The organism is Labilibaculum manganireducens (assembly GCF_002843385.1).
Classification (GTDB): domain Bacteria; phylum Bacteroidota; class Bacteroidia; order Bacteroidales; family Marinifilaceae; genus Labilibaculum; species Labilibaculum manganireducens.
Map to the genome: position 1 here is coordinate 16,850 of NZ_MVDE01000042.1, position 26,830 is coordinate 43,679.

General features: G+C 36.3%; 24 protein-coding genes. 15 read left to right on the top strand and 9 right to left on the bottom strand.

The features are described from left to right. Positions 1 to 101: 101 nt before the first annotated feature. From gldB to BZG01_RS18870, 3 genes are all read left to right on the top strand, one after another. Positions 102 to 1,115, top strand: a complete 1,014-nt coding sequence (gene gldB, locus BZG01_RS18860; RefSeq protein WP_101311397.1) for a gliding motility lipoprotein GldB — start codon at positions 102 to 104, stop codon at positions 1,113 to 1,115. A 101-nt stretch (positions 1,116 to 1,216) separates the two neighbouring features. Then, entirely contained in the window at positions 1,217 to 1,990 is a 774-nt protein-coding gene (locus BZG01_RS18865) for a nitrilase-related carbon-nitrogen hydrolase (RefSeq protein WP_101311398.1), read from the top strand. A 9-nt stretch (positions 1,991 to 1,999) separates the two neighbouring features. Then, a complete protein-coding gene (locus tag BZG01_RS18870) occupies positions 2,000 to 2,557 on the top strand; it encodes a 5-formyltetrahydrofolate cyclo-ligase (RefSeq protein ID WP_101311399.1) in 558 nt (185 codons plus the stop codon). Between the two features lie 48 nt (positions 2,558 to 2,605). Here the strand turns inward: BZG01_RS18870 and BZG01_RS18875 are convergent, their stop codons facing one another. Together BZG01_RS18875 and BZG01_RS18880 are read right to left on the bottom strand one after the other, a co-directional pair. Next, the gene (locus BZG01_RS18875) at positions 2,606 to 2,776 is read right to left on the bottom strand and encodes a DUF362 domain-containing protein (protein WP_096429549.1); all 171 of its coding nucleotides are present in this window, start codon (positions 2,774 to 2,776) and stop codon (positions 2,606 to 2,608) included. 201 nt (positions 2,777 to 2,977) lie between these two features. Continuing rightward, complete coding sequence (locus tag BZG01_RS18880) at positions 2,978 to 4,159, bottom strand: M20 metallopeptidase family protein (RefSeq protein WP_101311400.1); 1,182 nt, start codon at positions 4,157 to 4,159, stop codon at positions 2,978 to 2,980. Positions 4,160 to 4,584: 425 nt separating this feature from the next. On the opposite strand from BZG01_RS18880, the gene BZG01_RS18885 reads away from it, so the two are divergent. The 8 genes from BZG01_RS18885 to BZG01_RS18920 all read left to right on the top strand — a co-directional run bounded on the left by BZG01_RS18885 (position 4,585) and on the right by BZG01_RS18920 (position 13,990). Then, on the top strand, positions 4,585 to 5,685 hold the full coding sequence (locus tag BZG01_RS18885; RefSeq protein WP_101311401.1) for a DUF1573 domain-containing protein: 1,101 nt from the start codon (positions 4,585 to 4,587) through the stop codon (positions 5,683 to 5,685). 289 nt (positions 5,686 to 5,974) lie between these two features. Then, positions 5,975 to 7,102, top strand: a complete 1,128-nt coding sequence (gene meaB / locus BZG01_RS18890) for a methylmalonyl Co-A mutase-associated GTPase MeaB (protein ID WP_101311402.1) — start codon at positions 5,975 to 5,977, stop codon at positions 7,100 to 7,102. A 92-nt stretch (positions 7,103 to 7,194) separates the two neighbouring features. Continuing rightward, positions 7,195 to 8,289 carry a TlpA disulfide reductase family protein gene (locus tag BZG01_RS18895; RefSeq protein WP_101311403.1) on the top strand — a complete coding sequence of 365 codons (1,095 nt, stop codon included), beginning with the start codon at positions 7,195 to 7,197 and terminating at the stop codon, positions 8,287 to 8,289. A 228-nt stretch (positions 8,290 to 8,517) separates the two neighbouring features. Next, positions 8,518 to 9,381 carry a metal ABC transporter solute-binding protein, Zn/Mn family gene (locus BZG01_RS18900; protein ID WP_101311404.1) on the top strand — a complete coding sequence of 288 codons (864 nt, stop codon included), beginning with the start codon at positions 8,518 to 8,520 and terminating at the stop codon, positions 9,379 to 9,381. Between the two features lie 11 nt (positions 9,382 to 9,392). Next, the gene (locus BZG01_RS18905; RefSeq protein WP_101311405.1) at positions 9,393 to 10,133 is read left to right on the top strand and encodes a metal ABC transporter ATP-binding protein; all 741 of its coding nucleotides are present in this window, start codon (positions 9,393 to 9,395) and stop codon (positions 10,131 to 10,133) included. 3 nt (positions 10,134 to 10,136) lie between these two features. Further along, complete coding sequence (locus BZG01_RS18910) at positions 10,137 to 10,973, top strand: metal ABC transporter permease (protein WP_101311406.1); 837 nt, start codon at positions 10,137 to 10,139, stop codon at positions 10,971 to 10,973. 89 nt (positions 10,974 to 11,062) lie between these two features. Beyond that, positions 11,063 to 12,457, top strand: a complete 1,395-nt coding sequence (lpdA, locus tag BZG01_RS18915; protein ID WP_101311407.1) for a dihydrolipoyl dehydrogenase — start codon at positions 11,063 to 11,065, stop codon at positions 12,455 to 12,457. Positions 12,458 to 12,601: 144 nt separating this feature from the next. Next, positions 12,602 to 13,990: a C1 family peptidase gene (locus tag BZG01_RS18920; RefSeq protein ID WP_101311408.1), complete on the top strand. Its 1,389-nt coding sequence runs from the start codon at positions 12,602 to 12,604 to the stop codon at positions 13,988 to 13,990. A 95-nt stretch (positions 13,991 to 14,085) separates the two neighbouring features. Here BZG01_RS18920 and BZG01_RS18925 read toward each other — a convergent pair whose 3' ends face one another. Further along, the gene (locus tag BZG01_RS18925) at positions 14,086 to 14,541 is read right to left on the bottom strand and encodes a hypothetical protein (protein ID WP_101311409.1); all 456 of its coding nucleotides are present in this window, start codon (positions 14,539 to 14,541) and stop codon (positions 14,086 to 14,088) included. A gap of 232 nt (positions 14,542 to 14,773) precedes the next feature. Between BZG01_RS18925 and BZG01_RS18930 the strand changes: the two genes are divergently transcribed. Further along, on the top strand, positions 14,774 to 15,253 hold the full coding sequence (locus BZG01_RS18930; protein ID WP_101311410.1) for a Dps family protein: 480 nt from the start codon (positions 14,774 to 14,776) through the stop codon (positions 15,251 to 15,253). A gap of 42 nt (positions 15,254 to 15,295) precedes the next feature. On the opposite strand, the gene BZG01_RS18935 is transcribed toward BZG01_RS18930, so the two are convergent. From BZG01_RS18935 to BZG01_RS18950, 4 genes are all read right to left on the bottom strand, one after another. Next, a complete protein-coding gene (locus tag BZG01_RS18935; RefSeq protein ID WP_101311411.1) occupies positions 15,296 to 15,907 on the bottom strand; it encodes a DEAD/DEAH box helicase in 612 nt (203 codons plus the stop codon). A gap of 112 nt (positions 15,908 to 16,019) precedes the next feature. Next, a complete protein-coding gene (locus BZG01_RS18940) occupies positions 16,020 to 16,922 on the bottom strand; it encodes a DMT family transporter (protein WP_101311412.1) in 903 nt (300 codons plus the stop codon). 269 nt (positions 16,923 to 17,191) lie between these two features. Next, positions 17,192 to 18,370, bottom strand: coding sequence for a MalY/PatB family protein (locus BZG01_RS18945; protein ID WP_101311413.1), 1,179 nt, complete (start codon positions 18,368 to 18,370; stop codon positions 17,192 to 17,194). Between the two features lie 143 nt (positions 18,371 to 18,513). Then, complete coding sequence (locus BZG01_RS18950) at positions 18,514 to 19,260, bottom strand: hypothetical protein (protein WP_101311414.1); 747 nt, start codon at positions 19,258 to 19,260, stop codon at positions 18,514 to 18,516. Positions 19,261 to 19,516: 256 nt separating this feature from the next. Between BZG01_RS18950 and BZG01_RS18955 the strand changes: the two genes are divergently transcribed. The 3 genes from BZG01_RS18955 (at position 19,517) to BZG01_RS18965 (ending at position 25,247) form a co-directional block, all read left to right on the top strand. Continuing rightward, entirely contained in the window at positions 19,517 to 20,509 is a 993-nt protein-coding gene (locus BZG01_RS18955) for a lytic transglycosylase domain-containing protein (RefSeq protein ID WP_101311415.1), read from the top strand. Positions 20,510 to 20,540: 31 nt separating this feature from the next. After that, positions 20,541 to 23,402, top strand: a complete 2,862-nt coding sequence (gene uvrA / locus BZG01_RS18960; protein WP_245870430.1) for an excinuclease ABC subunit UvrA — start codon at positions 20,541 to 20,543, stop codon at positions 23,400 to 23,402. Positions 23,403 to 23,579: 177 nt separating this feature from the next. Then, a complete protein-coding gene (locus tag BZG01_RS18965) occupies positions 23,580 to 25,247 on the top strand; it encodes a nucleoside kinase (RefSeq protein WP_101311416.1) in 1,668 nt (555 codons plus the stop codon). A gap of 293 nt (positions 25,248 to 25,540) precedes the next feature. Here the strand turns inward: BZG01_RS18965 and smpB are convergent, their stop codons facing one another. Together smpB and BZG01_RS18975 are read right to left on the bottom strand one after the other, a co-directional pair. Continuing rightward, entirely contained in the window at positions 25,541 to 25,987 is a 447-nt protein-coding gene (smpB, locus tag BZG01_RS18970; protein WP_101260304.1) for an SsrA-binding protein, read from the bottom strand. A 33-nt stretch (positions 25,988 to 26,020) separates the two neighbouring features. Beyond that, on the bottom strand, positions 26,021 to 26,611 hold the full coding sequence (locus tag BZG01_RS18975) for a YIP1 family protein (protein WP_101311417.1): 591 nt from the start codon (positions 26,609 to 26,611) through the stop codon (positions 26,021 to 26,023). Positions 26,612 to 26,830 lie beyond the last annotated feature (219 nt).

A 26,830-nucleotide genomic window follows, 5' to 3' on the forward strand; every position in this document is an offset into this window, starting at 1 on the left:
TTAAGGCATTGTAAGGAAAAACCAATTTTTGAACCGGGCTTAACTTATTTTTAATATTTTTGAGAAACACAAAAACAAATACCTACAATTAAATCATAAGAATGCAGTTAAATCACTACAAAAATACAAGTGCGAGTATTTTAATCTTGTTGCTGGGTTTTCTTTATTCATGTAATTCGGACACTAAAAGTCCTGATGTTTCAAATATTGATTTGGAAGTGAAAATTCAAAGATTTGAGCAAGAGCTTTTCGCGGTAAAACAAGAATCAGATTTAAATCAGTTAAGACAGCAGTATCCTGATGTATTGCAATTGTATAGTAATAAAGTGATTGGTCTGGGAGATTCAGATGATTCTGATTATATGGTTTATTTGAACAAGTTTTTAACTGATTCAACAATGAACCAGGTTGCTGACAGCGTTGCTAAAAAGTTTCCGACTCTGGATAAAGAAGAAAAGGAGTTGACAAATGCTTTTAAATATTTAAAGTACTATTTTCCGGAAAAGCCGATCCCAAATTGTTATTCTCAAATTTCAGGATTTAATCAGTCGATTGTTGTTGCTCAAAATTTGATTGGAATAAGCTTGGATAAGTATTTGGGAAAAGATTGTGCATTTTATTCCTATTTGGGAACGCCAATGTATGCCAGAGAAAATATGATTCCTGAAAGAATTGTTCAGGATGTTGTGCTTGCTTACGCCTTAACTGAATTTCCTTTTACTCCGTTAAAGGATGATTTAATCAGCAATATGATTTATCAGGGAAAAATAAGATACTTTTTACAAGCCATGATGCCCGAAAAGAGCGAGGCCGATGTGATGAAGTATTCGCAAAAAGAATTGGAGTGGTGTGAGGAGAATGATGAGTTGATGTGGGGATATATTATTGAGCAAAAACATTTGTTTACAAGCGAATACCGTACGGTTATTAAGTATATAAACGATGGGCCGTTTACTCCGGGAATGCCGCAGGAATCGCCTTCCAGAACCGGTATTTGGATTGGATGGCAAATTGTAAAAGAATACATGGTAAAACATCCCGAGGTAACTATAAATCAGTTAATGACTGAAAATGATTATGCTGCAATGTTGCGGGAATCTGCTTATCAGCCTTAAAATGATCAAAAATGAAACGTCCATAACAAGGATATTTTGACACACAGGGAGATGATTATCATGGTAAGTTCTATATGACAAAAACTTAAAATTATATTCATATGAAAATTGCTTTGATTCAATTTGCACCTGTCTTTGGTGATTTACAATCAACGATAGAATCTTTAAAGGTATTGTTTTTCAGAGCAAAAGAAGCCGATTTAGTCGTTCTTCCGGAATTGGCCAATTCCGGCTATAATTTCGATTCGAAAGAAGAAGCTTTTGAACTGTCGGAAACCGTAAAAGATAGTGTTTTTCTTGATTTTATTCAAGAATCGTGCTTGCAGTATAATTTTACCGTTGCCACTGGATTTTCAGAGAAGGATGGTGATCAATTGTACAATTCTGCTGTTTTGATGAATGCAACAGGGCTTGTTGGAACCTATCGGAAACTTCATTTATTCATGAATGAAAAAAATATTTTCGAGAAAGGAAATTTAGGCCTTCCTGTTTTTATTGTTGATGATGTTAAAATAGGAATCCTGGTTTGTTTCGATTGGATGTTTCCTGAAGTTTGGCGTAAATTAGCTTTGCAAGGAGTCGATTTAATTCTTCATCCTTCAAATTTGGTATTGCCATATGCACAATCGGTAATTCCTTCCTATGCATTGGTGAACAGAATTTTTATTGCCACAGCAAATCGAATTGGAACGGAAAAAGAACTTTCTTTCACAGGTCAGTCTGTTATTGTGAATCCAAAAGGAGAAGTTATTGCTAAAGCTGATAAGCTAGAGCAGATTTTGTTTGTAGATATTGATCCTGAATTGGCCAGAGATAAAATGATTACGAAGAACAATGATGTTTTTAAGGATAGAAGAACTGATATTTATGAATAAGAGCCAGAAATGAGTGTATTAAAGCGAAATATTGAAGAGGAAAAAGCAAGAATCCGAAAGGAGATAAGAGCTGTAAAGCAAAATTATTCTTTTGAGCAGAAAATAGAGTTGAGCTTACCTATTTTGAAACGTTTGGAACAACTTCCGGAATTTATCCAAGCCAAAACAGTAATGCTTTACTGGTCGATGAAGGATGAGGTTTATACTCACGATTTTGTTTGCAAATGGGCCAACGAGAAAAGAGTGATTTTACCTAGTGTTAAAGGAGAAACTTTGGATTTGAAACTTTTTGAAGGAGCGGATCAGCTGATAGAAGGCGAACATTATGGTATTCCAGAGCCTGAGGGATCTGTATTTATGAATGAGGACGAAATTGATCTGATTTTGATTCCTGGAATTGCTTTTGATCGGGAAAAGAATAGGATGGGTAGAGGAAAAGCCTATTACGACAGGTTGTTACAGTCGTTAAGTTCTTTTAAGGTTGGTATTTGTTTCGATTTCCAGATTTTGGATCATGTACCAATTGATGAGCATGATATTAAAATGGATGAAATAGTATTTCAATAAAAAAGCCAGTGATTATCTCACTGGCTTTTTAATATCGCTAAATTACGATTATTCTGCGTGAATAGCTTCCACAGGACAAGCGTCAACGCAAGTACCACAATCAGTACAAAGATCAGCGTCGATTACATAATGTTCATCACCCATAGAAATTGCTTCAACAGGACATTCTCCTTCGCAAGAACCGCAAGAAATACAGTCGTCGTTAATTACGTAAGCCATTTTCTTTAAATTTTTAGTGTTAATACTATCACAAATGTAATATCATATTTTTAATGGAGAAACAATTTCGCCGAGAATTATATTATTTTGAAACAGATTAAATAATGAAGAATAAGCTTAGGTAAATAATTTGCACTCTCTATTGTGCAGAATTAAAGATGTTTGTTTTTTTATTTGGTTGATTTTAGCTAATTACGAGAACTATTTGTTTAAATATGAAATCGCTAACCACGCCATTGTACTCATTGATGTTCGTAATGAATCATCGTTTGCTTCGAAAGTTGAAGTGTGCAAAGAGCCGTTTTTTTCCGATTGGACCCCAAAACGATAAAAAGTAACAGGATATTTCTGTGAATAGAAGCCAAAATCTTCGGTGGTCATTCTAATATCCATATTTACAACTTTTTCTTCGCCCAGTAATTCAATCGCATTTATTTTAGCTTCATGAGTGAAGTCTTCGTGATTGACTAAAAACGGATAGCCATGACGAATGTCTACTTCACATACCGCACCCATTCCTTTGGCTGTTGATTGAGCTATGTCAGTAATTAATTGTTTGGCCTTAGCTCTCCATTCTTCATTCATGGTACGAAAGGTTCCTTCTATTTTTACTTCATTCGGAATGATATTGGTCGCTCCGTCAGCAATCATTTTTCCGAAAGAAAGTACGGTTGGGATTCTTGCATCGCAATGGCGGCTGACGATTTGCTGCAGTGCTATAATTATATGTGAGGCTATAAGAATTGTATCTGTGCATTTGTGAGGCATAGCAGCATGTCCGCCTTTGCCTTTAACGGTAAGATATATTTCATCACCGGATGCCATATACATACCAGATCTAAATCCTATAGTTCCAGCAGGCATATCCGGTAAAACATGCTGACCAAGTATCCATTCCGGTTCAGGTTGTAAAGCTCCTTCTTCCATCATTAATTTGGCACCACCAGGTAATAATTCTTCTCCAGGCTGAAAAATAAGTAAAATCGTACCTTTCCATTCATCTCGGAATTCCAATAGAATTTTGGCTGTTCCAAGCAGACTGGCCATGTGCATGTCGTGTCCGCAGGCATGCATAACACCTTTGTTATGAGAGCAGTATTTGTTATTCGGATTTTCGTTAATGGGCAAGGCATCCATATCAGAACGAAGTGCAATAACCTTCTTTGCAGGGTTTTTTCCTTCAATTTTCCCAACAATCCCGGTTTTGACAAAGCCACATTTATAGGGAACTCCTAACTCACTCAAATAATTTTGAATAAATTTAGATGTTTCAAATTCTTCGAAAGAAAGTTCAGGATGAGCGTGCAGATGAGCTCTTATTTCTTTTATTTCATCATTAATCTGTTCTGAGAATGCTAATATTTTGGTTTTTAGTTTTGTCATTTGTGGTTTCTGGTTAATTTACTGCAAATCAATTTCTTGTTTGGTTGATTAGTGTCGGTAATATTTCAGGCATTTGAAATTTCACTTCAATCAAACACAAATCTACTAAATAGTTACAACAGATAGAAAGGTAAGCAATTTTGAAAGAAAATAATTTTGAACAGATAAACTTGGTTCGGTTTTTGTTTTTGGATACTGAAGAAACTCACTAATATTTTAGTATCCATAATCTTGAAAAACAAATAGAAAATATGTTATGGTTGCCTTTTGATTTGACTTAACAACTATTTAACGATATTTAGGTTTTCTTTTAGTGAAAAATAATTAATTTTGTTTGTTTGGCTAAATTTTCAAGGATTTTATGAACTCTTTAAATTGTTTGCCGTAATATACAAGATCATTGTAAATTAAAATAATTAATTGTTATGAGTAGAAAAGTATTTTATTTGTTGGTTGTTGCTATTCTAGGAAGCACATTGTCTGTGTCTGCTCAGGATGCTGCACCAGTAATGAAATTTGACACAAAGGAGTACGATTTCAAGACTTTTAAGGAAGAAGATGGATTAACATCTTACTCGTTTGAATTTATTAATACCGGAAATCAGCCGGTTATTATTAACCAGGTACGGTCCTCCTGCGGATGCACATCTCCGGAATGGAGTAAGGAACCAGTTGCGCCAGGGCAGAAAGGATTTGTGAAAGCAACTTTTGACCCTAAGAATCGTCCGGGGCCGTTCAATAAGTCGATAACGATAACTGCAAACACGAATCCAGCAATTACTATATTAAGAATTAGTGGTAATGTAATTGCCAGAGAAAAAACTGTGGCTGATTTGTATCCAAGAGAAATGGATGGCCTGCGATTGCAGAACAATCATCTTTCTTTTACTAAAGTGAAAAATACAGAGGTAAAAGATGCTTCAATGGAAGTTTATAATGATAGTGACAAACCAATAAGTATTGGATTTAAAAGAGTGCCTGCTCACTTATCTTTGAAGATGGTTCCTGAAACATTGCAGCCAAAACAAAAGGGTCAGATTATTGCGACTTACGATGCCAGCAAGAAAAATGACTGGGGATTTGTGATTGATTACCTGGATGTTTTAATCAATCAGGAATATAAATCGGGTAACCGGCTAACTGTTAGTGCTAATTTGGTTGAGGATTTTTCAAGTTTATCGAAATCGGAATTGGCTAATTCTCCAAAAGTTGAATTTGTAAAGGATGTATTTGATTTTGGAGAATTAACTCAAGGTGAAAAAGCAGAATATTCTTTCACAATGAAGAATATGGGTAAATCTGATTTGATTATCAGAAAAACCAAAGCTTCATGTGGATGTACAGCTATTGCTCCGAGCACTAAGATTGTTAAAGCAGGTGAAGCATCGGAAATTAAAGTGGTATTTAATTCCAGAGGAAAAAGAGGCCGTCAAAATAAAATGATCACTGTGATTACAAATGACCCTGTTGATTCGGAAGTAAAACTTCGTATTTCGGGAAATGTGGTGATGCCTAAAACGAATTAATTGAGATTCTAAAATTAAGTTGTGAAACGTTCATGCCAAGGTGTTTTGACACTCAGGGGGATGATTCAGGAATGGTAATCCCGAGCTTTCGTGACCAAATAGCAAATAAAAACAAATTATAATCATATGAAATTATAATCATATGAAATTATAATCATATGAAAGGCTTTTCCATCAGGAAAAGCCTTTTTTGTTGCTGACAAACATATACACTTTTCATGATGTTTACTAAATCATTACTTTGTAAATTTATAACTTCGCAAACAGAAACGAAAGGAAATTTCTTGTCATGACAGATAAAAATAAAAGAGATCATATCGAAAATGCACCTGATTACAAGGCGCTCAAAGTAAATAAAGGGATAAGTAAACCACCATCTATTAATCCAAGGATTGCGGATAGACTTATAAAGAATAAGCGTAAAAAACATTCTGTTGAGGATTATGTGCAGGGTATTTTAGATGGGAATATTGGGATGTTAAGTCAGGCAATAACTCTTATCGAAAGTTCAAAACATGAGCATCAGTCCGTAGCTCAGGAAATTATTGAAAGGTGTTTGCCTTATTCTGGAAAGTCTGTCAGGATTGGAGTAACAGGAGTTCCTGGAGCGGGGAAAAGTACCTTTATTGAAGCATTTGGAAAACATGTAACCGGACATGGGCATAAATTGGCAGTATTGGCAATTGACCCAAGTAGTGAAAGGAGCAAGGGGAGCATTTTGGGAGATAAAACGCGGATGGAGGAGTTGGCAGTTGATCCCAAAGCTTATATCCGGCCTTCACCTTCGGCCGGATCTTTAGGTGGAGTAGCACGTAAAACCCGCGAAAGCTTAATTCTTTGCGAAGCCGCTGGTTTCGATACAATTTTGATCGAAACAGTTGGTGTAGGACAGTCGGAAACAGCTGTACATTCTATGGTAGATTTCTTTTTACTGATTAAAATTGCCGGTGCCGGAGATGAATTGCAGGGAATTAAGCGGGGAATTATGGAGATGGCCGATGCGATCAGCATTAATAAGGCCGATGGGAATAATATTCACAAAGCTCAATTGGCAAGAGTTCAATTCGAAAATGCCCTGCATTTATTTCCTCAATCACCTTCGGGGTGGATTCCTAAAGTACTTACCTGTTCTTCTATAGAGAAAACCGGCATTGATGAGATTTGGGATAATATTATGGAGTATTGCAGTCATACGCAGCAAAATGGATACTTTGATCAGCGAAGAAGTGAACAGGCTAAATATTGGATGTATGAAACTATTAATGAGCAATTACGTGATAGGTTTTATCATTTGGAATTAATAAAAGGGCAGATTCCTGATTTTGAAAAGAAGGTTTTGAATGATGAGATGAGCTCTTTTGTTGCGGCACACAAACTATTGGATGCTTATTTTAGTGATGTAAAAAATCAAGAATAAAGCACTTGGTTTACTGAAAAACTTTTCTTTTTATTGTTTTATTTGGTAGTTTTAATGTCTAATAAAAAAAACAGATCAAAATACTTAATCACATGAAGAAAATTTTTATCGCAATTGCAGCGATTGGCCTTTTTTTAGGCTCTTGTACATCTAAAGATCAGTACAAATTAACTGGAAAAGTTGAAGGTATGACTGAAGGAAAAGTTTATCTTTCTAAACTTCAGGATAATAAATTGGTGAAAACAGATTCAACAGAAATGACTGCAACAGGTTTTTCTTTCGAGGGAACTGTTGCATCTCCGGATCTTTACTACCTTGAATTGGAGGGGCAGCGAGGCGCAATTCAATTGTTTCTTGAGAATACAGCAATTACTGTTGATGCTAATGTTGAAAATTTAAGGGAAGCTAAGGTTACAGGTTCTTTAAATCAAGATGTTTTAACAAATTTTGGTGCATTGCAGAAAGGATTTCAGGAAAAACAACAAGCTTTATATTCTGAATATCAAAAAGCAGCGGAAGCAAAGAATCAGGTTGCTATGGATTCTATCGAAGCAGAATTTAATAAATCAGAAGCTGATAAATTTACTGCAAGTAAGGAATTTTTAAAGTTGAATGGAAACACTGCAGCGGCAGCATTCGTTGCCTACAGAATTGCATCTCCGCTTGAAGTTGCCGAAATGGAAGAAGTTTACGCTGTGTTAGGAGAGAACGCTCTTAAATCATCTTACGCAGGATTACTTAAGGATAAAATTGAGGTGTTGAAAAAAGTTTCTGTTGGGCAACCTGCTCCTGATTTTACTTTAAATACCACAGAAGGAAAACCACTTAGCTTATCTTCTTTTAAAGGTAAGGTTGTTGTAATTGACTTTTGGGCATCATGGTGCGGGCCTTGCAGAGGGGAAAATCCCAATGTGGTTAAGATGTATACTGAGCTTCATCCTAAGGGAGTTGAGATTTTAGGTGTGTCTTTAGATGATAAGAAAGAAAAATGGTTAAAAGCGATTGAAGACGATGGGTTAGTTTGGAATCATGTATCTGATTTGAAAGGCTGGGAATCTTCTGCCGCTAAATTATATGGTATTAGTGGAATTCCTGCTACAGTAATCGTTGATCAAAACGGAGTTATTGTGGCAAAAAATCTAAGAGGTGAGGAATTAAAAGCAGCCATTGAGAAATTGGTTCAGTAGTTTTTTATAAATAAAAGCATTTTTGACCCGAGAGATAATTAAATTTATCTTTCGGGTCATTTTTTGTTAAATGAGTTGGTTTTCACTAAATTCAAGTTCTGAATTCATTCGGTTGTCTGTGTGATATACAATGAAAATTTAAACGGAAAATCTTTGTGGAAACAAAAAAACATCTACTTTTGTTATTTAAAGTAGATCTAAATAAAACAATATCCCCAAAACTTAGAAATGCACTTAGTAAATAAATTTATTCTGATCTTGCTTGCAGGAATTACAATGTCTTGTCAGTCAGGTAAAATCGAGAAGGACCCAAATTTGATATCGGTAAGTATATTGCCTCAAAAATATTTCATTGAGCGGATTGCAGGTGATGATTTTAAAGTGAATGTTTTGATTCCTCCGGGAGCCAGTCCGGCAACTTATGAGCCAACGCCAATGCAAATGAAAGATGTTGCCAAATCAATTGCATATCTTAGAATTGGATATATTCCCTTCGAAACTGTTTGGCTGGATAATTTATTGGAAGGAACAGATGGTATTAAGCTTATTGATCTTTCGAAAGACATCGAATTGATCAAAGGTCAGGAGAAGCATGGCGATCATTTTCATGAAGGTGGAATTGATCCTCATATTTGGTCATCACTAAAATCAGTAAAAATACTTAGCAAGAACTTGTATCAGGAACTAATTAAAATGGCTCCTGAAAAGAAGGATATTTATGAAAAAAATTATCAGCAGTTTCTTTCTGAAATAGAAGAGTTAGATCAGGTAGCTGAAGCTTCATTGAGTAATAAAAAAGGAATGTCATTTATGATTTTTCATCCGGCTTTGACCTATTTGGCAAGGGATTATAACTTAAATCAAATATCTGTAGAGATGGATGGCAAAGAGCCGTCTCCAACTCATATGAAACACTTGGTAGAGGAAGCTCAGCGATTAAGTATAAAACATGTTTTTGTTCAGAAACAATTTAATGTTGAGAATGCCAAAGCAATTGTTGCCGAAATTAATGGCGATGTTGTTGTTATTGATCCTTTGGCGGAAGACTGGCTGACAGAAATGAAACGAATCATTACTATACTTAAAGACTGAAATTGTCGGAAATGAAAAAAATTCTGGAATTAAAATCGCTGACTGCAGGATACGATGAAAAGATTGTATTGAAAGGAGTGAATTTGGTGGTGAAAGAAAATGATTTTTTGGGAATTATCGGTCCTAACGGTGGAGGTAAAACAACGCTGTTAAAAGTCATTTTGGGTACTATAAAGCCTGTTGAGGGAGAAATACTGCCGGATGGTAATGACAGATGTATTATTGGGTATTTGCCTCAAATCAATCAAATTGATAACAAGTTTCCTATTCCAGTTAAAGAGGTTGTTCTTTCTGGATTAATGTCTCATAAAAAGATATTTGGAAGATATAATAGTGAGAACAAGAGGCGTGCGGATGAATTAATGACGCAAATGGGCATTATTCATTTGAAGAATAAAAATATTGGAGAGTTGTCTGGCGGACAATTGCAGCGTGTGTTTTTGTGCAGAGCAATTATTGCAGATCCGAAGTTGTTGATTTTAGATGAGCCGGATACTTATGTGGATAGCAATTTTGAAGGAGAGTTGTATGAAATTCTTCATCATTTAAATTCTCATATGGCCATTATCATTGTTTCTCATGATGTTGGAACAATATGTTCTCATGTAAAGTCAATTGCTTGTGTGAATGAAACGCTATGTTACCATGATTCGAATGTGATATCGCAAGAGCAGTTGATGGCCTATAATTGCCCGATTGATTTAATAACACATGGCGAAGTTCCTCACCGAGTACTAAAGCATCACAAGTAAGATATGAACGAACTAATAGAGTTATTTCAATATAATTTCTTTCTAAACGCAGTTGGAGCAGCAATTCTGGCGAGTATTTCCTGTGGAATTATTGGTTCTTATATTGTTGCACGAAGAATTGTTTTTATCAGTGGCGGAATTACACATGCCTCTTTCGGAGGAATTGGCCTTGCCTGGTATTTAGGATTGAATCCGGTATTTGGAGCTGCGGTTTTTGGTGTGTTATCTGCTTTGGGAATTGAATGGATCTCGAAAAAAACTGACGTGAGACAAGATTCTGTTATTGGAATTTTATGGGCTTTTGGAATGGCTTTGGGTATCCTTTTTATTTACATGACACCCGGTTATGCGCCCAATTTAATGAGTTTTTTATTCGGGAATATTTTAACTGTCGGAGCCTTGGATTTATACCTGCTTTTAGGTTTATGTGTATTCACAATTGCTGTATTTTTCTTCTTGTTAAGGCCAATCTTATTTGTTGCCTTCGATGAAGAATTTGCACGAACACAGAAAGCTCCGGTTCAGTTTTTAAATTATTTACTGATATCATTGGTGGCTTTGGCCATTGTTTTAAATATTAGAGTGGTTGGAATTATTCTGGTGATTTCTTTTTTGACAATTCCGCAAACCATAGCCAATATGTTTACGAATAGTTTTAAGAAAATGATCTTCGGATCGATAGCATTTGGAATTTTGGGATCGTTTATTGGCTTGCTGGTTTCTTATCGAATTAATGCACCTTCAGGAGCAACAATTATTTTTTCGTTTGTGATTCTGTTTGTGATAGCAAAACTTGTTCAATTAGTAATGATTTCGGTTAGGCGGAAAAATTTGGCTTAATTCAATTGAAGAGGGGAAATCTTCTGAATTAAGAAAGAATATATAAATTAGTAAAACAAAATTTGTACTAATATAAACAACAAAATAAAATGAGTTACGATTTAATAGTAGTAGGAAGTGGTCCAGGTGGTTACGTAGCCGCCATTCGCGCTTCACAATTGGGTTTGAATGTTGCAGTTGTTGAACGCGCCGAATTGGGTGGGATTTGTTTAAACTGGGGTTGTATTCCAACCAAATCTTTGCTGAAATCAGCACAAGTATTTGAATATATGAAACATGCCGGAGATTATGGATTAACAATTGAAGGCGAGGTTAAACCTGATTTTGAAAAGGTGGTTGCCCGTAGTCGTGGCGTGGCTGAAAAAATGAGTGGTGGCATTCAGTACCTGCTTAAAAAGAACAAAATTGAGGTAATCAATGGTTTTGGAAAATTAGTAGCTAATAAAACGGTTGAAGTTACGGCCGAAGATGGAACTAAATCCAATCATGAAGCAAAGCATATTATTTTGGCAACAGGAGCGCGTTCCCGCGAATTGCCAAATCTTCCACAGGATGGAAAAAACATTATCGGATACCGCAAAGCATTAACTTTGGAGAAATTGCCTAAATCAATGATTGTAGTTGGTTCCGGAGCAATTGGATCGGAGTTTGCATACTTCTATTCTACTATGGGAACTCAGGTTACTTTAGTAGAATTTTTGCCGGAAATTCTTCCTGTTGAAGATGAAGAGGTATCGAAGCAAATGGGACGTAGTTTCAAGAAGAATAAAATTAAAGTCATGACCAATTCTACAGTTGAATCGGTAGAAGGGGCAGATGGCAATCTAAAAGTGAATATTAAAAATAAGAAAGGCGAAATTGAAGTTCATGAGTGCGAAATCGTGCTTTCAGCAGTGGGAATTGCGCCTAATACTGAAAATATTGGTTTGGAAGAGGTAGGAGTGGCTACTGAAAATGGCAGAGTTCTTGTTGACGACTATTTCAGAACCAATGTGGAAGGTGTTTATGCAATTGGTGATATTATAAAAGGACCAGCTTTGGCTCACGTTGCTTCAGCCGAAGGAATTTGTTGCGTTGAGAAGATTGCCGGAATGAATGTTGAGCCAATTGATTATACAACCATTCCCGGATGTACATATACAGTTCCTGAAGTTGCATCGATGGGATTGACCGAAAAAGCAGCGAAAGAAGCCGGATACGAGTTGAAGATCGGTAAATTTCCATTTTCAGCATCAGGAAAAGCAAGTGCGGCCGGAGCCAACGAAGGATTTGTTAAACTTGTTTTTGATGCCAAGTACGGTGAATTGCTGGGAGCTCATATGGTGGGCGCTAACGTAACCGAAATGATTGCAGAACTGGTTACTGCCCGTAAGCTGGAAACAACAGGTCATGAATTGATTAAGTCTATTCATCCGCATCCAACCATGTCGGAAGCTGTCATGGAAGCCGCAGCAGCCGCTTACGATGAGGTAATTCACATTTAAGAGACACTAATAATAATGCCGGATAAAAAGCCATCCTTTAGTTTATAGGGTGGCTTTTCTATTAAAATCAGGCGTTTTTTTAGATTCGTTTTTTTAAGTTTGTGAGAATTAATTTAAAACTTCAACCGACTAACTACAAAAAAAATGAAGAAATTTTTATTGGTACCTATTCTTGCATTGACATTCAGTACCATGTCAATTGGACAAAATAAGGGAACTGTAGATGCTAAAATGTTGAACGAGATTCGTTCAAGTTTCAAATTGGATGCTTCGAGCAGAGCAATTCAAAATGCAATTACCAATTCGGAAAGCATTAGAGAGCTGTCTCTGAATCATGAAAAGATTGGGAAAACAGATCACTTTTTCAAATACAGAGTTGATGTAAAGGGAATTACGAATCAGGAAAGTTCAGGCAGATGTTGGATGTTTACTTCTATGAACACAATTCGTCCGGAAGTAATGAAAAAATTTAATTTGAATTCATTCGATTTTTCTCACAACTACAACTATTTCTGGGATTTGTTTGAGAAATCAAATTTGTTTCTTGAGAATATAATTGCAACTGCTGATCGTACGATGGATGATCGGGAAGTTGTTCTTTATTTTAAAGGCCCTGTTGATGACGGTGGCGTTTGGAATTCTTTTTTTAATATAGCTAAAAAATATGGTGTTGTTCCGGCGGAAGTAATGCCGGAAACAAAGGTGAGCAATAAAACCCGCGAAATCACCAGCTTGATCAATGAAAAATTAAGAGGAGAGGGATACAAGCTTCGTAATATGATTGCTGAAAAAGCATCGGTGAAAGATATTGCATTGGCGAAAATGACAGCTTTAAAATCAATTTACCGCATGTTGGCTTTAAGTTTGGGCGAACCTCCGGTAAATTTTTCATGGAGATTTAAGGATGCTGATGGAAAAATCAGCGAAAGTAAAATGTATACTCCTAAAGAATTTTTGGCTGAAATTAATCCTGATTTTGCGAATACTGAATTGGTGATGATCATGAATGATCCGACCCGTGACTATTATAAGGTATACGAAATTAAGAATTACAGAAATGTTGAGGAAGGAATAAATTGGACGTATTTAAATCTTCCGAATGATGAGATTAAGAAATTTGCAATGGCTTCTATCAAGAACAATGAAGCAATGTATGCATCCTGCGATGTAGGAAAACAACACAACAGAAAAGCAGGTGTAATGGATTTGAATACCTACGATTATGCTTCTTTACTGGGAGTTGAATTCGATATGGATAAAAAAGCCAGAGTTTTGACTCGTCAATCCGGTTCTTCTCATGCAATGGCATTGATTGGCGTTGATGTTGATGAAAATGAAGTGCCTGTGAAATGGGAATTTGAAAATTCGTGGGGAAGTACCTCAGGAAATAATGGATATTTAACTTTCACAGATGAATGGTTCTCGGAATATATGTTTCGTGTGGTAATCAACAAAAACTATTTGGATGAGAAAGCGAAGGAGGCACTTAAAACCACTCCGATATTACTGCCGGTTTGGGATTATATGTTTTAGGCTCAGCCCAAAATAAATTTATAGTAAAAGAACCTCAAAGCTGAGGTTCTTTTTTGGTTTGTGACTTGTCTGTAGTGACAAGGAGCTATGTTGAGCTAATGAATAACATTTAGATTTAATAGCTGACCTATTTTTTGAGCTTCCAGTTTGGCTTCCAATAAATCTTTACACCTTTTAAAAGGAACTTTTCGATTGCGGTTTTTCAGAAATAAAACCACAAAGCAATCATCTGTCTTCAAATTCGTTTCTTTTTGTTCGGGAATATAGGAATCCCGCAGAATAATAGATGAGATTCCGGCAACACGGTCAATATTTTGCAAACTTCTCCACGAGCCCGATTTGAATAATCCAAAGTAGGAGTAGTAGAATTTGTATTTTTTATCGTCCTTGTCCAGGTAGATTCCAGAGTAGGAAAATGCCATAAACGATCCGATTAGAATTAATAATAGTGTGAGAGGGAGAATGGATGAATAAATTCCCACAAGCATGATCATCCAGCCAAGTATCGATCCCGCTTGCCCAAATAGTTTATCGAGTTTGTTATGAATCATCTTTTTGGTTATTTAGTTTAATTACTATATAACCGTAATTGATACCAATTTACCCTACTTCTGTTTTATCCTTATTTTTTAAGGGTGAAAACGTGGTTCCGAATATTGATTTGGGAGTAGTAATTTCATTAATAAGTTTTTCTTATTGACATATGATTTTTAATAATCTGAATGATGTGATATTTGTATCAGAGAATTAGAAATAATATTAATAAACTAAAAATAAGAAAACATGAAAAACAGTAAAAGTAACCTGGAAGTAGTAGAATTAAATGCAAAAGAAAGAGAAGTAGAGCAATTGCAAATATTGTTGGCCAATTATCAATTGTATTATCAGAATTTACGCAATTTTCATTGGAATGTAGGGGGAAACGATTTTTTTGAGCTGCATGCCAAATTTGAAGAGTTGTATGTTGATGCCAGCGATAAAGTAGATGAAATTGCAGAGCGGGTATTAACATTGGGAGGTCATCCTTTGGGAAATTTTTCCGATTACGTTGCCATTTCAACCATTCAGGAAGCCAACTCAAATTGTTCAGGTACCGATATGGTGAAACAAATAATTCAGTCGCACAATATTTTAATCGGGAAGGTAAAAGAAGTATTAATTCAGGCAAATGAAAATGAGGATGAAGGAACTTTAGATATTCTGCCAGCTTACGTTTCTTATTTTGAGAAGCTAAACTGGATGTTTAAAGCTTATTTGCGCTAAAATAAAATGCCTCCAATTTTTATTGGAGGCATTTTTTATATCTTATTCAAAATCCAGAACAATAGGAGAATACATGTAGTTTTCCATGTAATCTTCCATTTTATTGGTGATTTTATTCGTAAATACAATTCGTTGTGATTTGGGAAGATTATCAGATAGGCGATTAATATCCGAAACAATTTGTTCTTTTATAATCATCTCGGCATCATCAATGGCAACTATTTTTAAATTGCTGAGATTGATTCCGCTAAATGAGTACAATTCGTTGAATTTTCTTGCTGTTGCGATAACAATATCCGAACCGGCATAGATCAAATCGCGAAGCTTGTGTAAATTTCCCGCATCACCTTCGCTAAATATCCGCAGGCTGGTATTGTGACTTAGCGCCAGAAACTGTTCTTTCAGTTGAATTGCCTTCTCTCTATCCGAAACAACAACAATGGCTCTGGGTACATCCTCAAATTCAGCTTTGAGCTGCTGAATAATACCAATAATTATGGTATGGGTTTTTCCGGATTCATCAGGAGCTTTAACAAATAAATCAACACCGCTTTTTATTTTTGAGATGCAACTCTTTTGAACTTCTGTTGGAGTTTCAAAACCATATTCTTCAATAGCTTCTAAAAGCTGTGGATCTAATTTTTTTAAAAACATTGGGGGATTGTATTTTTTGTATTCAATGCAAAATTACTAAATATACCATCATTAGAAACTTTATAGTGATATTTGAAAGAAAGAGGCAGGTAGAGTTGTCTCTTTTCTTATTCTATAAAGGTTTACAGCAAACTCTACTTACCTTTTTTTTATTTGTAAGATAAACACCCAAAAGAATACATGCCATACATGTCAGATGCAGAATAGTAATGGTTTCGCCATCAATAACGCCCCAGAAAACAGCAAAAACAGGAATGATGTAGGTTACCGATGAGGCGTAAATTGCAGAACTGTATCTGATTAAGCTATTCATTAACAGCATGGCAAGAGCAGTTCCAATTATTCCTAAAGCCACCAATGCAAGAAAATGAATTGGCCAGTTTGGTGACTGAAGCACAGGTTCGAAATCTGTTGTTGCCAGATAGATTAATGCTGCAGGACCGGTAAAAAAGAAAGCCAAAGAGGTAATCTGAATACCCGTTAAATGAGATAATTTCGATTTAATTTCGTTGATGTTGATTCCGTAAAATACGGTGGCGAGAACAATTAGCAAGGCATGGCTGTTCACATTTCCCAAAGCCAACTCCTTACCTGAAGTAATTAAGCCCAAAGCACCAATTAGTCCGATCACCAGACCTGTAACCTGCAGCCATTTGAATTTCGTTTTGTGTAGCAGTATTCCAATGGCTAATGTGAATATTGGAGTAAGAGAATTCAACATGCCAGCCAATGCGCTGTCAATTTGAGTTTGTGCCTTGGTAAACAGAAAAGCCGGGATAAAACTTCCAATAAAGCCTGCAATCAAAAGACTTTTTACATCTTTCTTTTTCAGAAACTTTAAATTCTTGATTGAATAAGGCAAAAGCACCAGCGAGGCCAAAAGCATGCGGATTCCTGCCGCCTGTTCGCTGCTAAAACTTTTCAATCCAATTTTCATCAGAATAAAAGAAGATCCCCAAATAAAGGCGAGCAACAGTAAAATTAAGAATTGAAACCAAGCTTTGTTCCAGTGCATAGTGTAGTGTTTTTTAGGATGTCAAAAATACTAGAAATTAGTTATATAACAAGAAGTTGGGATGGCTAATATAAAATGAGAGGAAAAACTAATTTTGCAAAAATAAACCCCCGATATCTGTTTATCGGGGGTTTGTGTGAAAAAACAGATTGAGGTTTTGCGCAAAAACCAACAATTGATCGTCGTTTAATTTTGCAAGACATTGTGGTAGTAACTTAATCTCACCTCTTTATTCCGTTTTTTGGTAAAAGGTAACCCTTAAACAGGAATTATTTTTTTAATTGGTTTACAGTCAACTTTATTTTATTCAGAGCTTCCTCTACTACAGATCGGGGACAACCAATATTTATGCGCAGGTATCCCTCTCCTTCGGGTCCAAATTTAGTGCCGTCGTTCACAGCCAATCCTGCTTTGTTAATCAACAAATCATGCAGGTCTTTGGTCGAAATTCCCAGCGACCTGTAATCCAGCCAAAGCAAATAAGTTGCCCCGGGTTCAACCAATTTTATTTCGGGAATGTATTCCTGCAGATACGTTCTTAGAAAATCAACATTGCCTTTTAAGTAGACCATTAGCTGATCCAGCCATTCAGCACCTTCCTCGTAACCCGCCTGCATGGCAACGTGTCCAAATAAATTTCCCAAATCCAAATGCAGGGCCGATACCATTTTCTTGTATTTTTTTCGAAATTCAGGATTCGCAATAATAATTACAGAACTTGCCAGACCTGCAACATTAAAAGTTTTCGAAGGCGCAATACAGGTAACTGTTCTTTGATTTAAATCCTTTGACAGCGAAGCCAGCGGAATGTGTTTGTATCCTTCAAAAATTAAATCCTGATGAATTTCATCAGAAATAATGAAGAAATCATAAGTTTTGGCAAGATCTCCAAGTTGAAGCAATTCTTTTTTTGTCCACACTCTGCCAACAGGATTGTGCGGATTGCATAGGATCAATGCTTTTAATCCCTGTTTCGCCAATTCCTCCAGCTGATTAAAATCCATTTCGTACCCTGTCTCTGTTCTTATCAATGGATTGTAAACCAGCTCTCGCTTGGTGTCATTTACAACATGATAGAAAGGGTGGTAAACCGGAGGTTGAACAGCTATTTTATCACCTTCGTTGGTTAAGCTCATTAGTAAAAGCGACAAACCGGTAACTACGCCCGGACTTGTTGATATCCATTTTTTACGAACAGACCAGTTGTGTCTGGTTTGAAGCCATGTTTGAATGCTTCCAATACAATCGTCGCTGCGAAACGAATAGCCGTAAATTTCATGATTTGCTCTTTTTATAATGGCATCGGAAATGCACGGGGGCACTTTAAAATCCATATCGGCTACCCATAGGGGAAGAAGATCTTTTTTTCCAAAGAATGCATCAAGTTTATCGTACTTTATGCAGTCCGTATTTTTTCTATCAATAATTTCATCAAAATTGTAACGCATATTTTCTTTTTTTAAGAGGAGTGAATTTAGATAAAAGGCTCAACTAAAAAAAGACTTTCAGGAGTAAGATTTTTGATGATAAAGAAATCGTTCGGGGTATTGTTTTCTTTTGGATAAATGTAAACGTCTGGTCGGAGTGAGTTTTACGGTAATTCTTTACCCGATTCGGCAATCAGTTCAACAATACCAGAGCCATACACACCTAACTCCCAATAGTGTCTGTTTATACATCCGGAAGGACAATCGCCCCAGCCATAGCTGTAAATCAGGTGAATGAAATCGGAAGTGTAATCTATAATTTCAATTTGAGATCCATCGCCTATGCATAGAGTTGATTTCGCAGAAAGTATGAAAGGGATTTTCTTCAGTTCAGAGGCCAATGCCAAATGATTAATCCCGGTTTCCGATCGATATTTGTATTGATTATTTCCAAGGGAATCAAGACTGATATTGTACTCGTAGATGTAATCATCCAGTTGCCTGTGATCCGAATAGCCATTATGGTACCAGGAATTGATATGAGTATTTAAAGTGTCTGAGCTTAGTATGCCTTCGTGCAGCTGAACGGGGCAAAGAGCATGAATCTGATATTCTCTGATTTCATGAGCCGATTGCAGTAAAGAATCCAAAAAGACCATTTGAAGAGCTGATATGACTGGCGCTACATGGGATTCATTGATCTCGATATTGTTTAATTCCCTGGTTTCTTCATTTAAGTACAGGTTTAAACAAAGAAGTTTGGCATCGTCCAAAAGAATTTGAAAAGTTGAGTCAGAAACTCTGGAGTCCTGAATGATATCAGTAGGAAAATCGATCGTAGTTTCACCATCACATGCAGCAAAGAATATGCCTGCCAAAAAGGAAGAGAGAATAAAAAGGTAGTTTTTCATTCTATTTGATTTTGGAAAAAGGTTCGTAATAGCCTTACGTGTTGTGATGCAATAGCTTATCTGTTATATAACGGATTCGAAATGAATTTGTTGCATTTTTATCTGAAAAAAAGGAATAAATAGTTGATTTAAATTATTTAGAATCATTCTTGATCAATGGTGGATTTTTGATGATGTAAACAGGTGTTTTTTCGGAACATTTCTGATTGAATTAGAGTAGAATCTTATACTTTTGGTAACCAATAAAAGATCAGGCATGACAACATATACTTCATTAAAAAATACTTTCATTATTATCGTTCTTCTGGGAGGAATCTACATGGCGGCTCAATTGTTTAATTATTCGAAGATTGATGATCCGGCAAAAGAGCATATTGGAAGCGAATACATGAGTAAATACAATGTGTACGCTTTAAAAACGCCCGATAAAATGACTTTTGCCGGTGAAAATGTACCATTGGAAAGGTGGGATGTGAAAGAATCTTTTGATAGAGAACTGTTGGTAAATACCTACTGGCAATCGCAGACACTTCTCTTTATTAAAAGAGCCAATCGTTATTTTCCCATTATCGAACCAATTCTGAAAGAGCAGGGTGTACCCGATGATTTTAAATATTTGGCATTGATCGAAAGCGGATTGGTTCCTACTGCAGAATCATCGGCAGGTGCTGTAGGAATATGGCAATTTATGAAGGGAACAGCTAAAGATTATGGTTTGGAGGTTGAAACAGAGGTGGATGAGAGATACAATGTTGAAAAATCGACCATCGCGGCCTGTAAGTATCTGAAGAAGTCGTATGATAAGTATGGAACCTGGAGTTTGGTTGCAGCATCCTACAATGCGGGCAGAAGGTTTATCGATAAACAATTGCAGCTGCAGGATGCAGGGGATTATTTTGATTTGCTTTTAGGGGAAGAAACAGGTAGATATGTATTTCGTATTATGGCTATTAAACGAATAATGGAGAATACGGATGAATTTGGATTTAGATACAGGGCATCCGATTTGTATCCAAATATCCCAACTCGTAAAGTGAAAGTTTCGGGAAATGTTGATGATTTTGCTGTCTTTGCAAAGGAAAATGGTGTTAATTATAAGATACTAAAGCATTTTAACCCTTGGCTTCGAAAAGCTTATCTAACAAATTTATCTAAAAAAGAGTACGAAATTACACTTCCTGCCAAAGGATATATTAATTTTGCATTTTCTGAATATAAAAGTCCTTCAGATTCTGTTGCGGTAAAGTAGCAAATTAAAGGGTGTAAAAGGAGATTGTAAATTGAGTATCAAAGACAGCAAGAATAGAAATGGGGAAGAGCGTCTGGAAACTGAAAGCATTGAGGTTTTTGGTGCCCGTGTTCATAACCTCAAAAATATAGATGTAAGCATCCCAAGGAATCAGCTTTCGGTAATTACAGGATTAAGCGGAAGTGGAAAATCCTCTTTGGCTTTCGATACAATTTATGCCGAAGGTCAGAGGAGATACATAGAAACTTTTTCGGCCTATGCCAGACAGTTTTTGGGTGGAATGGAGCGTCCGGATGTAGATAAAATTACTGGTTTGAGTCCGGTAATTTCCATCGAACAAAAAACGACCAATAAAAATCCTCGTTCCACAGTTGGAACCATTACCGAATTATATGATTTTCTTCGACTTCTTTATGCCAGAGCAGGTATAGCCTATTCTTACGAAACGGGCGAGGAAATGGTGAAATATACCGATGAGCAGATTATCAATTTAATTCATGAAAAGTTCAGCGATAAAAGAATTCTTATTCTTGCTCCAATTGTAAAAGGCCGTAAAGGTCATTATAAAGAGTTGTTTGAGCAGATCAGGAGTAAAGGATTTCTCTACGCGCGTGTTGATGGTGAAATTGTTGAGCTGTACCATGGCTATAAAGTCGATCGGTATAAAAATCATGACATTGAAGTTTTGATTGATAAGTTGGTAGTTGAGGAGGTTGGAGATAAGCGTCTGAAGGAATCTGTGCAAACCGCAATGAAACATGGAAAGGGAATTACCATGATACTGGATAAGGATACTGATGAAGTGAGGTTTTACAGTCGCCTGCTGATGTGTCCTACCACTGGAATTTCCTACAATACTCCGGCACCGCATAGTTTTTCATTCAATTCTCCGCATGGAGCTTGTTCAAAGTGTAAAGGTTTGGGGCGGGTAAATGCCATCGATATGGATAAGATTATTCCTGATGCGAATTTGAGTATTCGTGAAGGTGGAATTGTTCCTTTGGGAAAATATAAAAATTCATTGATATTTTGGCAGCTCGAAGCAATTGGCCGAAAGTATCATTTTGTGATGGATACGCCCATAAAAGAAATACCCGATGAGGCGCTAAGCATTATTTTGGATGGTTCCAGCGAAACATTCAAATTGGAAAATACACCATTGGGCGCATCTTCCAATTACTTTCTTAGTTTCGATGGAGTGATTAAGTACATTTCAAATCAGGAAAGCAATGTAACATCGAAAAAAGCTAAAAAATGGGCCGAGCAATTTATCATCACAAAAGTTTGCGAATCCTGTAATGGCAATCGTCTTAAAAGAGAATCTCTTCATTTTAAAATCCACGATAAAAATATCTCAGATGTATCAACGATGGATCTGGGCTTGTTGAGTGAATGGTTTCGGGATTTGGAACAGCACTTAAATGAAAAACAGCAAATAATAGCTCAGGAGATATTAAAGGAAATCCGATCACGTTTAGGCTTCCTGATTGATGTTGGTTTGGAGTATCTGTCTCTTAACAGAAGTTCTGTTACTCTTTCGGGTGGAGAATCGCAGCGCATTCGACTTGCTACCCAAATAGGTTCTCAGCTGGTTAATGTGCTCTATATTCTCGATGAGCCAAGTATCGGTTTGCATCAAAGAGACAATCAGCGGCTGATTTATTCACTGCAGCAACTGCGAGATTCGGGGAATTCGGTAATTGTTGTTGAGCACGATAAGGATATGATTCTGTCGGCTGACTATGTGGTTGATATGGGACCATTTGCCGGAAAGCATGGTGGAGAGGTTGTGGTTGCAGGAACACCTTCTGATATTTTAAAAGGTGATAGTTTAACTGCCCACTACTTAAATGGTGATAAGAAAATTATCATTCCTGAAAGCAGACGGGAAGGGAATGGAAAAACAATAAGCCTGAAAGGTTGTACGGGAAATAATCTGAAAAATGTAAATGTTACTTTGCCTTTGGGTAAATTTATTTGCGTTACCGGTGTTTCGGGAAGTGGCAAGTCAAGCTTGATAAATGGAACACTGCAGCCAATTTTATCTCAGCATTTTTATCGGTCGGTTGCAGATCCTTTGCCGTACGAAAAAATTAGCGGGATAAAGAATATCGACAAGGTTGTAGAGGTGAATCAATCGCCTTTAGGTCGCACACCGAGATCCAATCCGGCTACATACACCAATTTATTTGGTGATATCAGAAAGTTATACGAGAAATTACCGGAGTCGCAGATTCGTGGATACAAGGCCGGACGCTTCTCTTTCAATGTGAAAGGCGGCCGATGCGAAACCTGTCAGGGGGCTGGAGTTCGGTCCATCGAAATGAATTTTCTGCCTGATGTTTACGTGCATTGCGATGAGTGCAACGGAAAGCGTTACAACAGGGAGACTTTAGAGGTGCGTTACAAAGGAAAATCGATTGGCGATGTTCTGGATATGACCATTAATCAATCGGTGGAATTTTTTGAACACATTCCTGCTATTCAAATGAAACTGAAGGTTCTTCAGGATGTTGGATTGGGGTATATAACTCTTGGGCAGCCATCTACAACCCTTTCGGGAGGTGAGTCGCAAAGGGTGAAACTGGCAACAGAGCTGGCCAAAAGAGATACCGGGCAAACTATGTACATTCTCGATGAGCCAACTACAGGTTTGCATTTCGAAGATGTGAGAGTTTTGCTTGAGGTATTGAACCGATTGGTGAATAAAGGAAATACAGTTGTAGTGATAGAGCACAATATGGATGTAATTAAAGTTGCCGATCACGTAATTGATATTGGAGTTGAAGGAGGTCGGAATGGTGGCGAAATCTTGTTTGAGGGTACACCCGAAGATCTGCTTGCATGCAAGAAATCATTTACTGCTCAGTTTCTGAAAGATGAAATGAAATAATTTACAATTGAAATTTAATGGAAAGGATCTCTAAATGGAGATCCTTTTGTTTTTATTAAATTGGGATTGTGTGAAGCTTAACAAAAATTAACCCGACAGCTTTTAATTGTGCCATCCTAATTGTTATCTTTAAAAACAGTATAATCATAACCGGGCACATTGTAAATTTAGAATTCTATGGGAAAATTGATTGATATTTATTTTGAAGATATAAAAGAGAAAAGATCTTATCCAATTGGCACCAATCTTCAGACAATACTTGCAGATCTCAAGCCACAACCTAATGGGGCTGTGCTTGGAGCAATGGTTAATAATAAGCTTAAAGAGTTAAGTTATGAAATTTACAAGCCTAAAAATGTAAAGTTTGTGGATGGAACACATCCAGATGGGCGCAGAATGTACGTCCGTTCATTGTGTTTCCTTCTTTACAAGGCAGTTCATGATTTGTATCCAAAAGCAGGTTTCAGGGTCGAGCATTCAATTTCGAATGGCTTGTATTGTCGGATAACAGATAAGAACATACTGCTTACGCCTGATGATATTGAAAATATAAAAGAGAGAATGATTGAGATCATGGAGGCTGATCTGCCTTTTGTTCGTGAAGAAATTGAAACAGAGAAAGCAATAGAATTGTTCGAAGCTCAGGGCTTGAAAGAGAAAACCAGTCTGTTTCGCACCCGGGGAAATCTATTCACATCCGTTTACCATTTAGGCGATAGTGTTGATTATTTTTATGGTTTTTTGGTTCCGTCTACAAGTAAACTGAAGGTGTTTGATTTATTGCCCTTTGCCCAGGGAATGTTGCTTATGACTCCTGGACGAAGAAATCCTTTGGAAACGGAAACCTTTATTCCTCAGGAAAAAATGCTAAAGATATTTAGTGAATACAAACGTTGGGGAAATGTTTTAAATATTGCTAATGTTGGTGATTTGAATGGCTATGTGGAGAATAACAATATTTCAGAGCTGATAAAAATATCGGAGGCTTTGCACGAGAAGAAAATTTCTCAAATAGCAGATAAAATCAGAAAGAAAAGAAAGCATGTAAAGCTCATCTTGATTTCCGGACCTTCATCATCAGGGAAAACAACCTTTGGAAAAAGATTAGCCATTCAGCTTAAAGTTGCTGGTCTTCATCCGGTAAATTTATCTTTGGATAACTACTTCGTTAACCGGGAAAAAACTCCTAAAGATGAAAATGGAGAGTACGATTTTGAGGCGTTGGAATCTTTGGATGTTCGCCTTTTTAATGAGAATTTGGTGGATCTTCTGAATGGTGTAGAGGTTGAGTTGCCAAAGTTTTCATTCGAAACTGGTACTCGTTATTTCGACGGAGAAAAGTTGAAAATTAATGGCAAGCAGGTTTTAGTTGTGGAAGGAATTCATGCTCTGAATCCAAAATTAACTCCTCTTATTGCCGATGATTCAAAATTTAGAATTTATATATCTGCTTTAACCTCAATTTCTATTGATGGTCATAACAGGATTCCATCAACAGATAACCGTCTGATTCGTAGGATTGTTCGTGATCATAAATATCGAAATTACAGTGCTTTTGATACAATTAGTCGTTGGCCGAGTGTTAGGCGTGGTGAAGAAAAAAATATTTTCCCGTATCAGGAAGAGGCTGATGTGATGTTTAATTCAGCTCTTCAGTACGAATTGGGTGTTTTAAAGAGATATGCAGAACCAATATTGAAAGAGATTCAGCCCAATCAGGCAGAATATTCGGAAGCAAACAGGCTGTTAAAGTTTTTTAGTTACTTTCTTCCAATCAGCGATGCTGAAATACCTCCTACTTCCTTAATGAGAGAGTTTCTAGGTGGAAGTACTTTTGAGTATTAGTTTGTTAATAACTTTTTCCCTGTTCATATTCATTCCTGTTTTGGTTGTTAATATCCTTACTGACTAAAACAGGAATTTTTAGTTATTAACAGTTGTGTTGATCTAAAATAGGGGTATTTAGAAGTTATTAACAATTAATCAACATTGTTGATAACTTGTTAATACTCTGTTAAAAAGTAAGAAAATGAATTTTGCCTGGGTTTTTAGAACCGGGGTGCAAATATAGGATAAAAAGAAGGAGTTCTGGAAGGAAATAACTTGTTTTTTTAATAAAAAATGATGCATTGAGCTAACTACCTCTTCATCATACGGTCTATCTCAATTTTGTGATCGCGTTGTTTTAAACTTTCCCTTTTGTCGTAGTGTTTTTTTCCTCTACAAAGCGCAATTTCCATTTTTGCAAAACCTTTTTCGTTCAGGAAAATTCTCAAAGGAACAATGGTTAAACCACTTTCTTTAGTTTTTCGATCCAATTTATCCAACTCTTTTCGGTTAAGAAGGAGTTTTCGTTCTCTTTTTTCTTCGTGATTATAGTATGAACCAAATTTGTATTCGGAAATGTGCATTTCTTTTACGTAAAGTTCATTTGCGCTAAAGTAGCAAAAGGAGTCTCCTATGTTTGCTTTCCCTGCACGTATGGACTTGATTTCGGTTCCAAATAGTTGAATTCCTGCTACAAAGGTTTCGATGAATTCGTATTCGAAGCTTGCTTTTTTATTTCTTATATTTATTTTCTGCATTGTAAATTCTTTATTGCCCGACAAATTTACGATTTAAATTGTAACCGGAAGCTTGAAAATAACGGAAAACATTCGTTCAAATATTAGTGGGAGAACTAAAATAAGCAAACTGGCTACAATTGTAAAGCCTGGTTTTTTATTTTCGGCTATAGGAAGCAGAGGAGATATTCCCAGCCATAAAACACGAATAAAATACAATTCGAAAACCAGACATATCTGATTAAGAAAAGAGTAGGGTGAAAATAATTTTGCAAAACTGTGGAATAAACAGAAAACTGCTCCACTGTATACAATTAATTGATAGATAGTTGATGTCTTAATTTGTAATTGGAAGTTTGGAGCCAATAGTTCAATCATTTTTCCGGCCGTTAAAAAACCCAGGTTTAAGGAAATAAAAGAAACAATAAATTGAGAAATCACAATGCTAAGACTTCCTGTGTGGATGAAAGCTCCGATGGAAGAAAGAAGCGAGCAGACGGCAATTACAGGAAACGCAAAATGTATAAAAATAGATTTCACATCGGGTGTTTCCAGAGCAATAGCTTCCCACTCCTTTTTTGGTTCAATAAGCAGATTAAACCATCTGGAGAAAGAGTATGTAATTTTTTGTATGCGAAAATTCATTGCTGTAATTTCTTAATATTGATTGATATCAAAATTAAACAAGCTTTTTTAATTTACTGTGCTTTTTCGCAAAATTGTAGGCTTCTGTTACACAATAGTTCGTTAAGTTTTATGCAGCTATTAAACCAAAATTATTGAGTTGCCTGACTTTTTCTTTATTTTTCTTCGTGTTTGGGTTTATCCCAAACACAATTAAAAATCTATCCATTAGTAATTGAT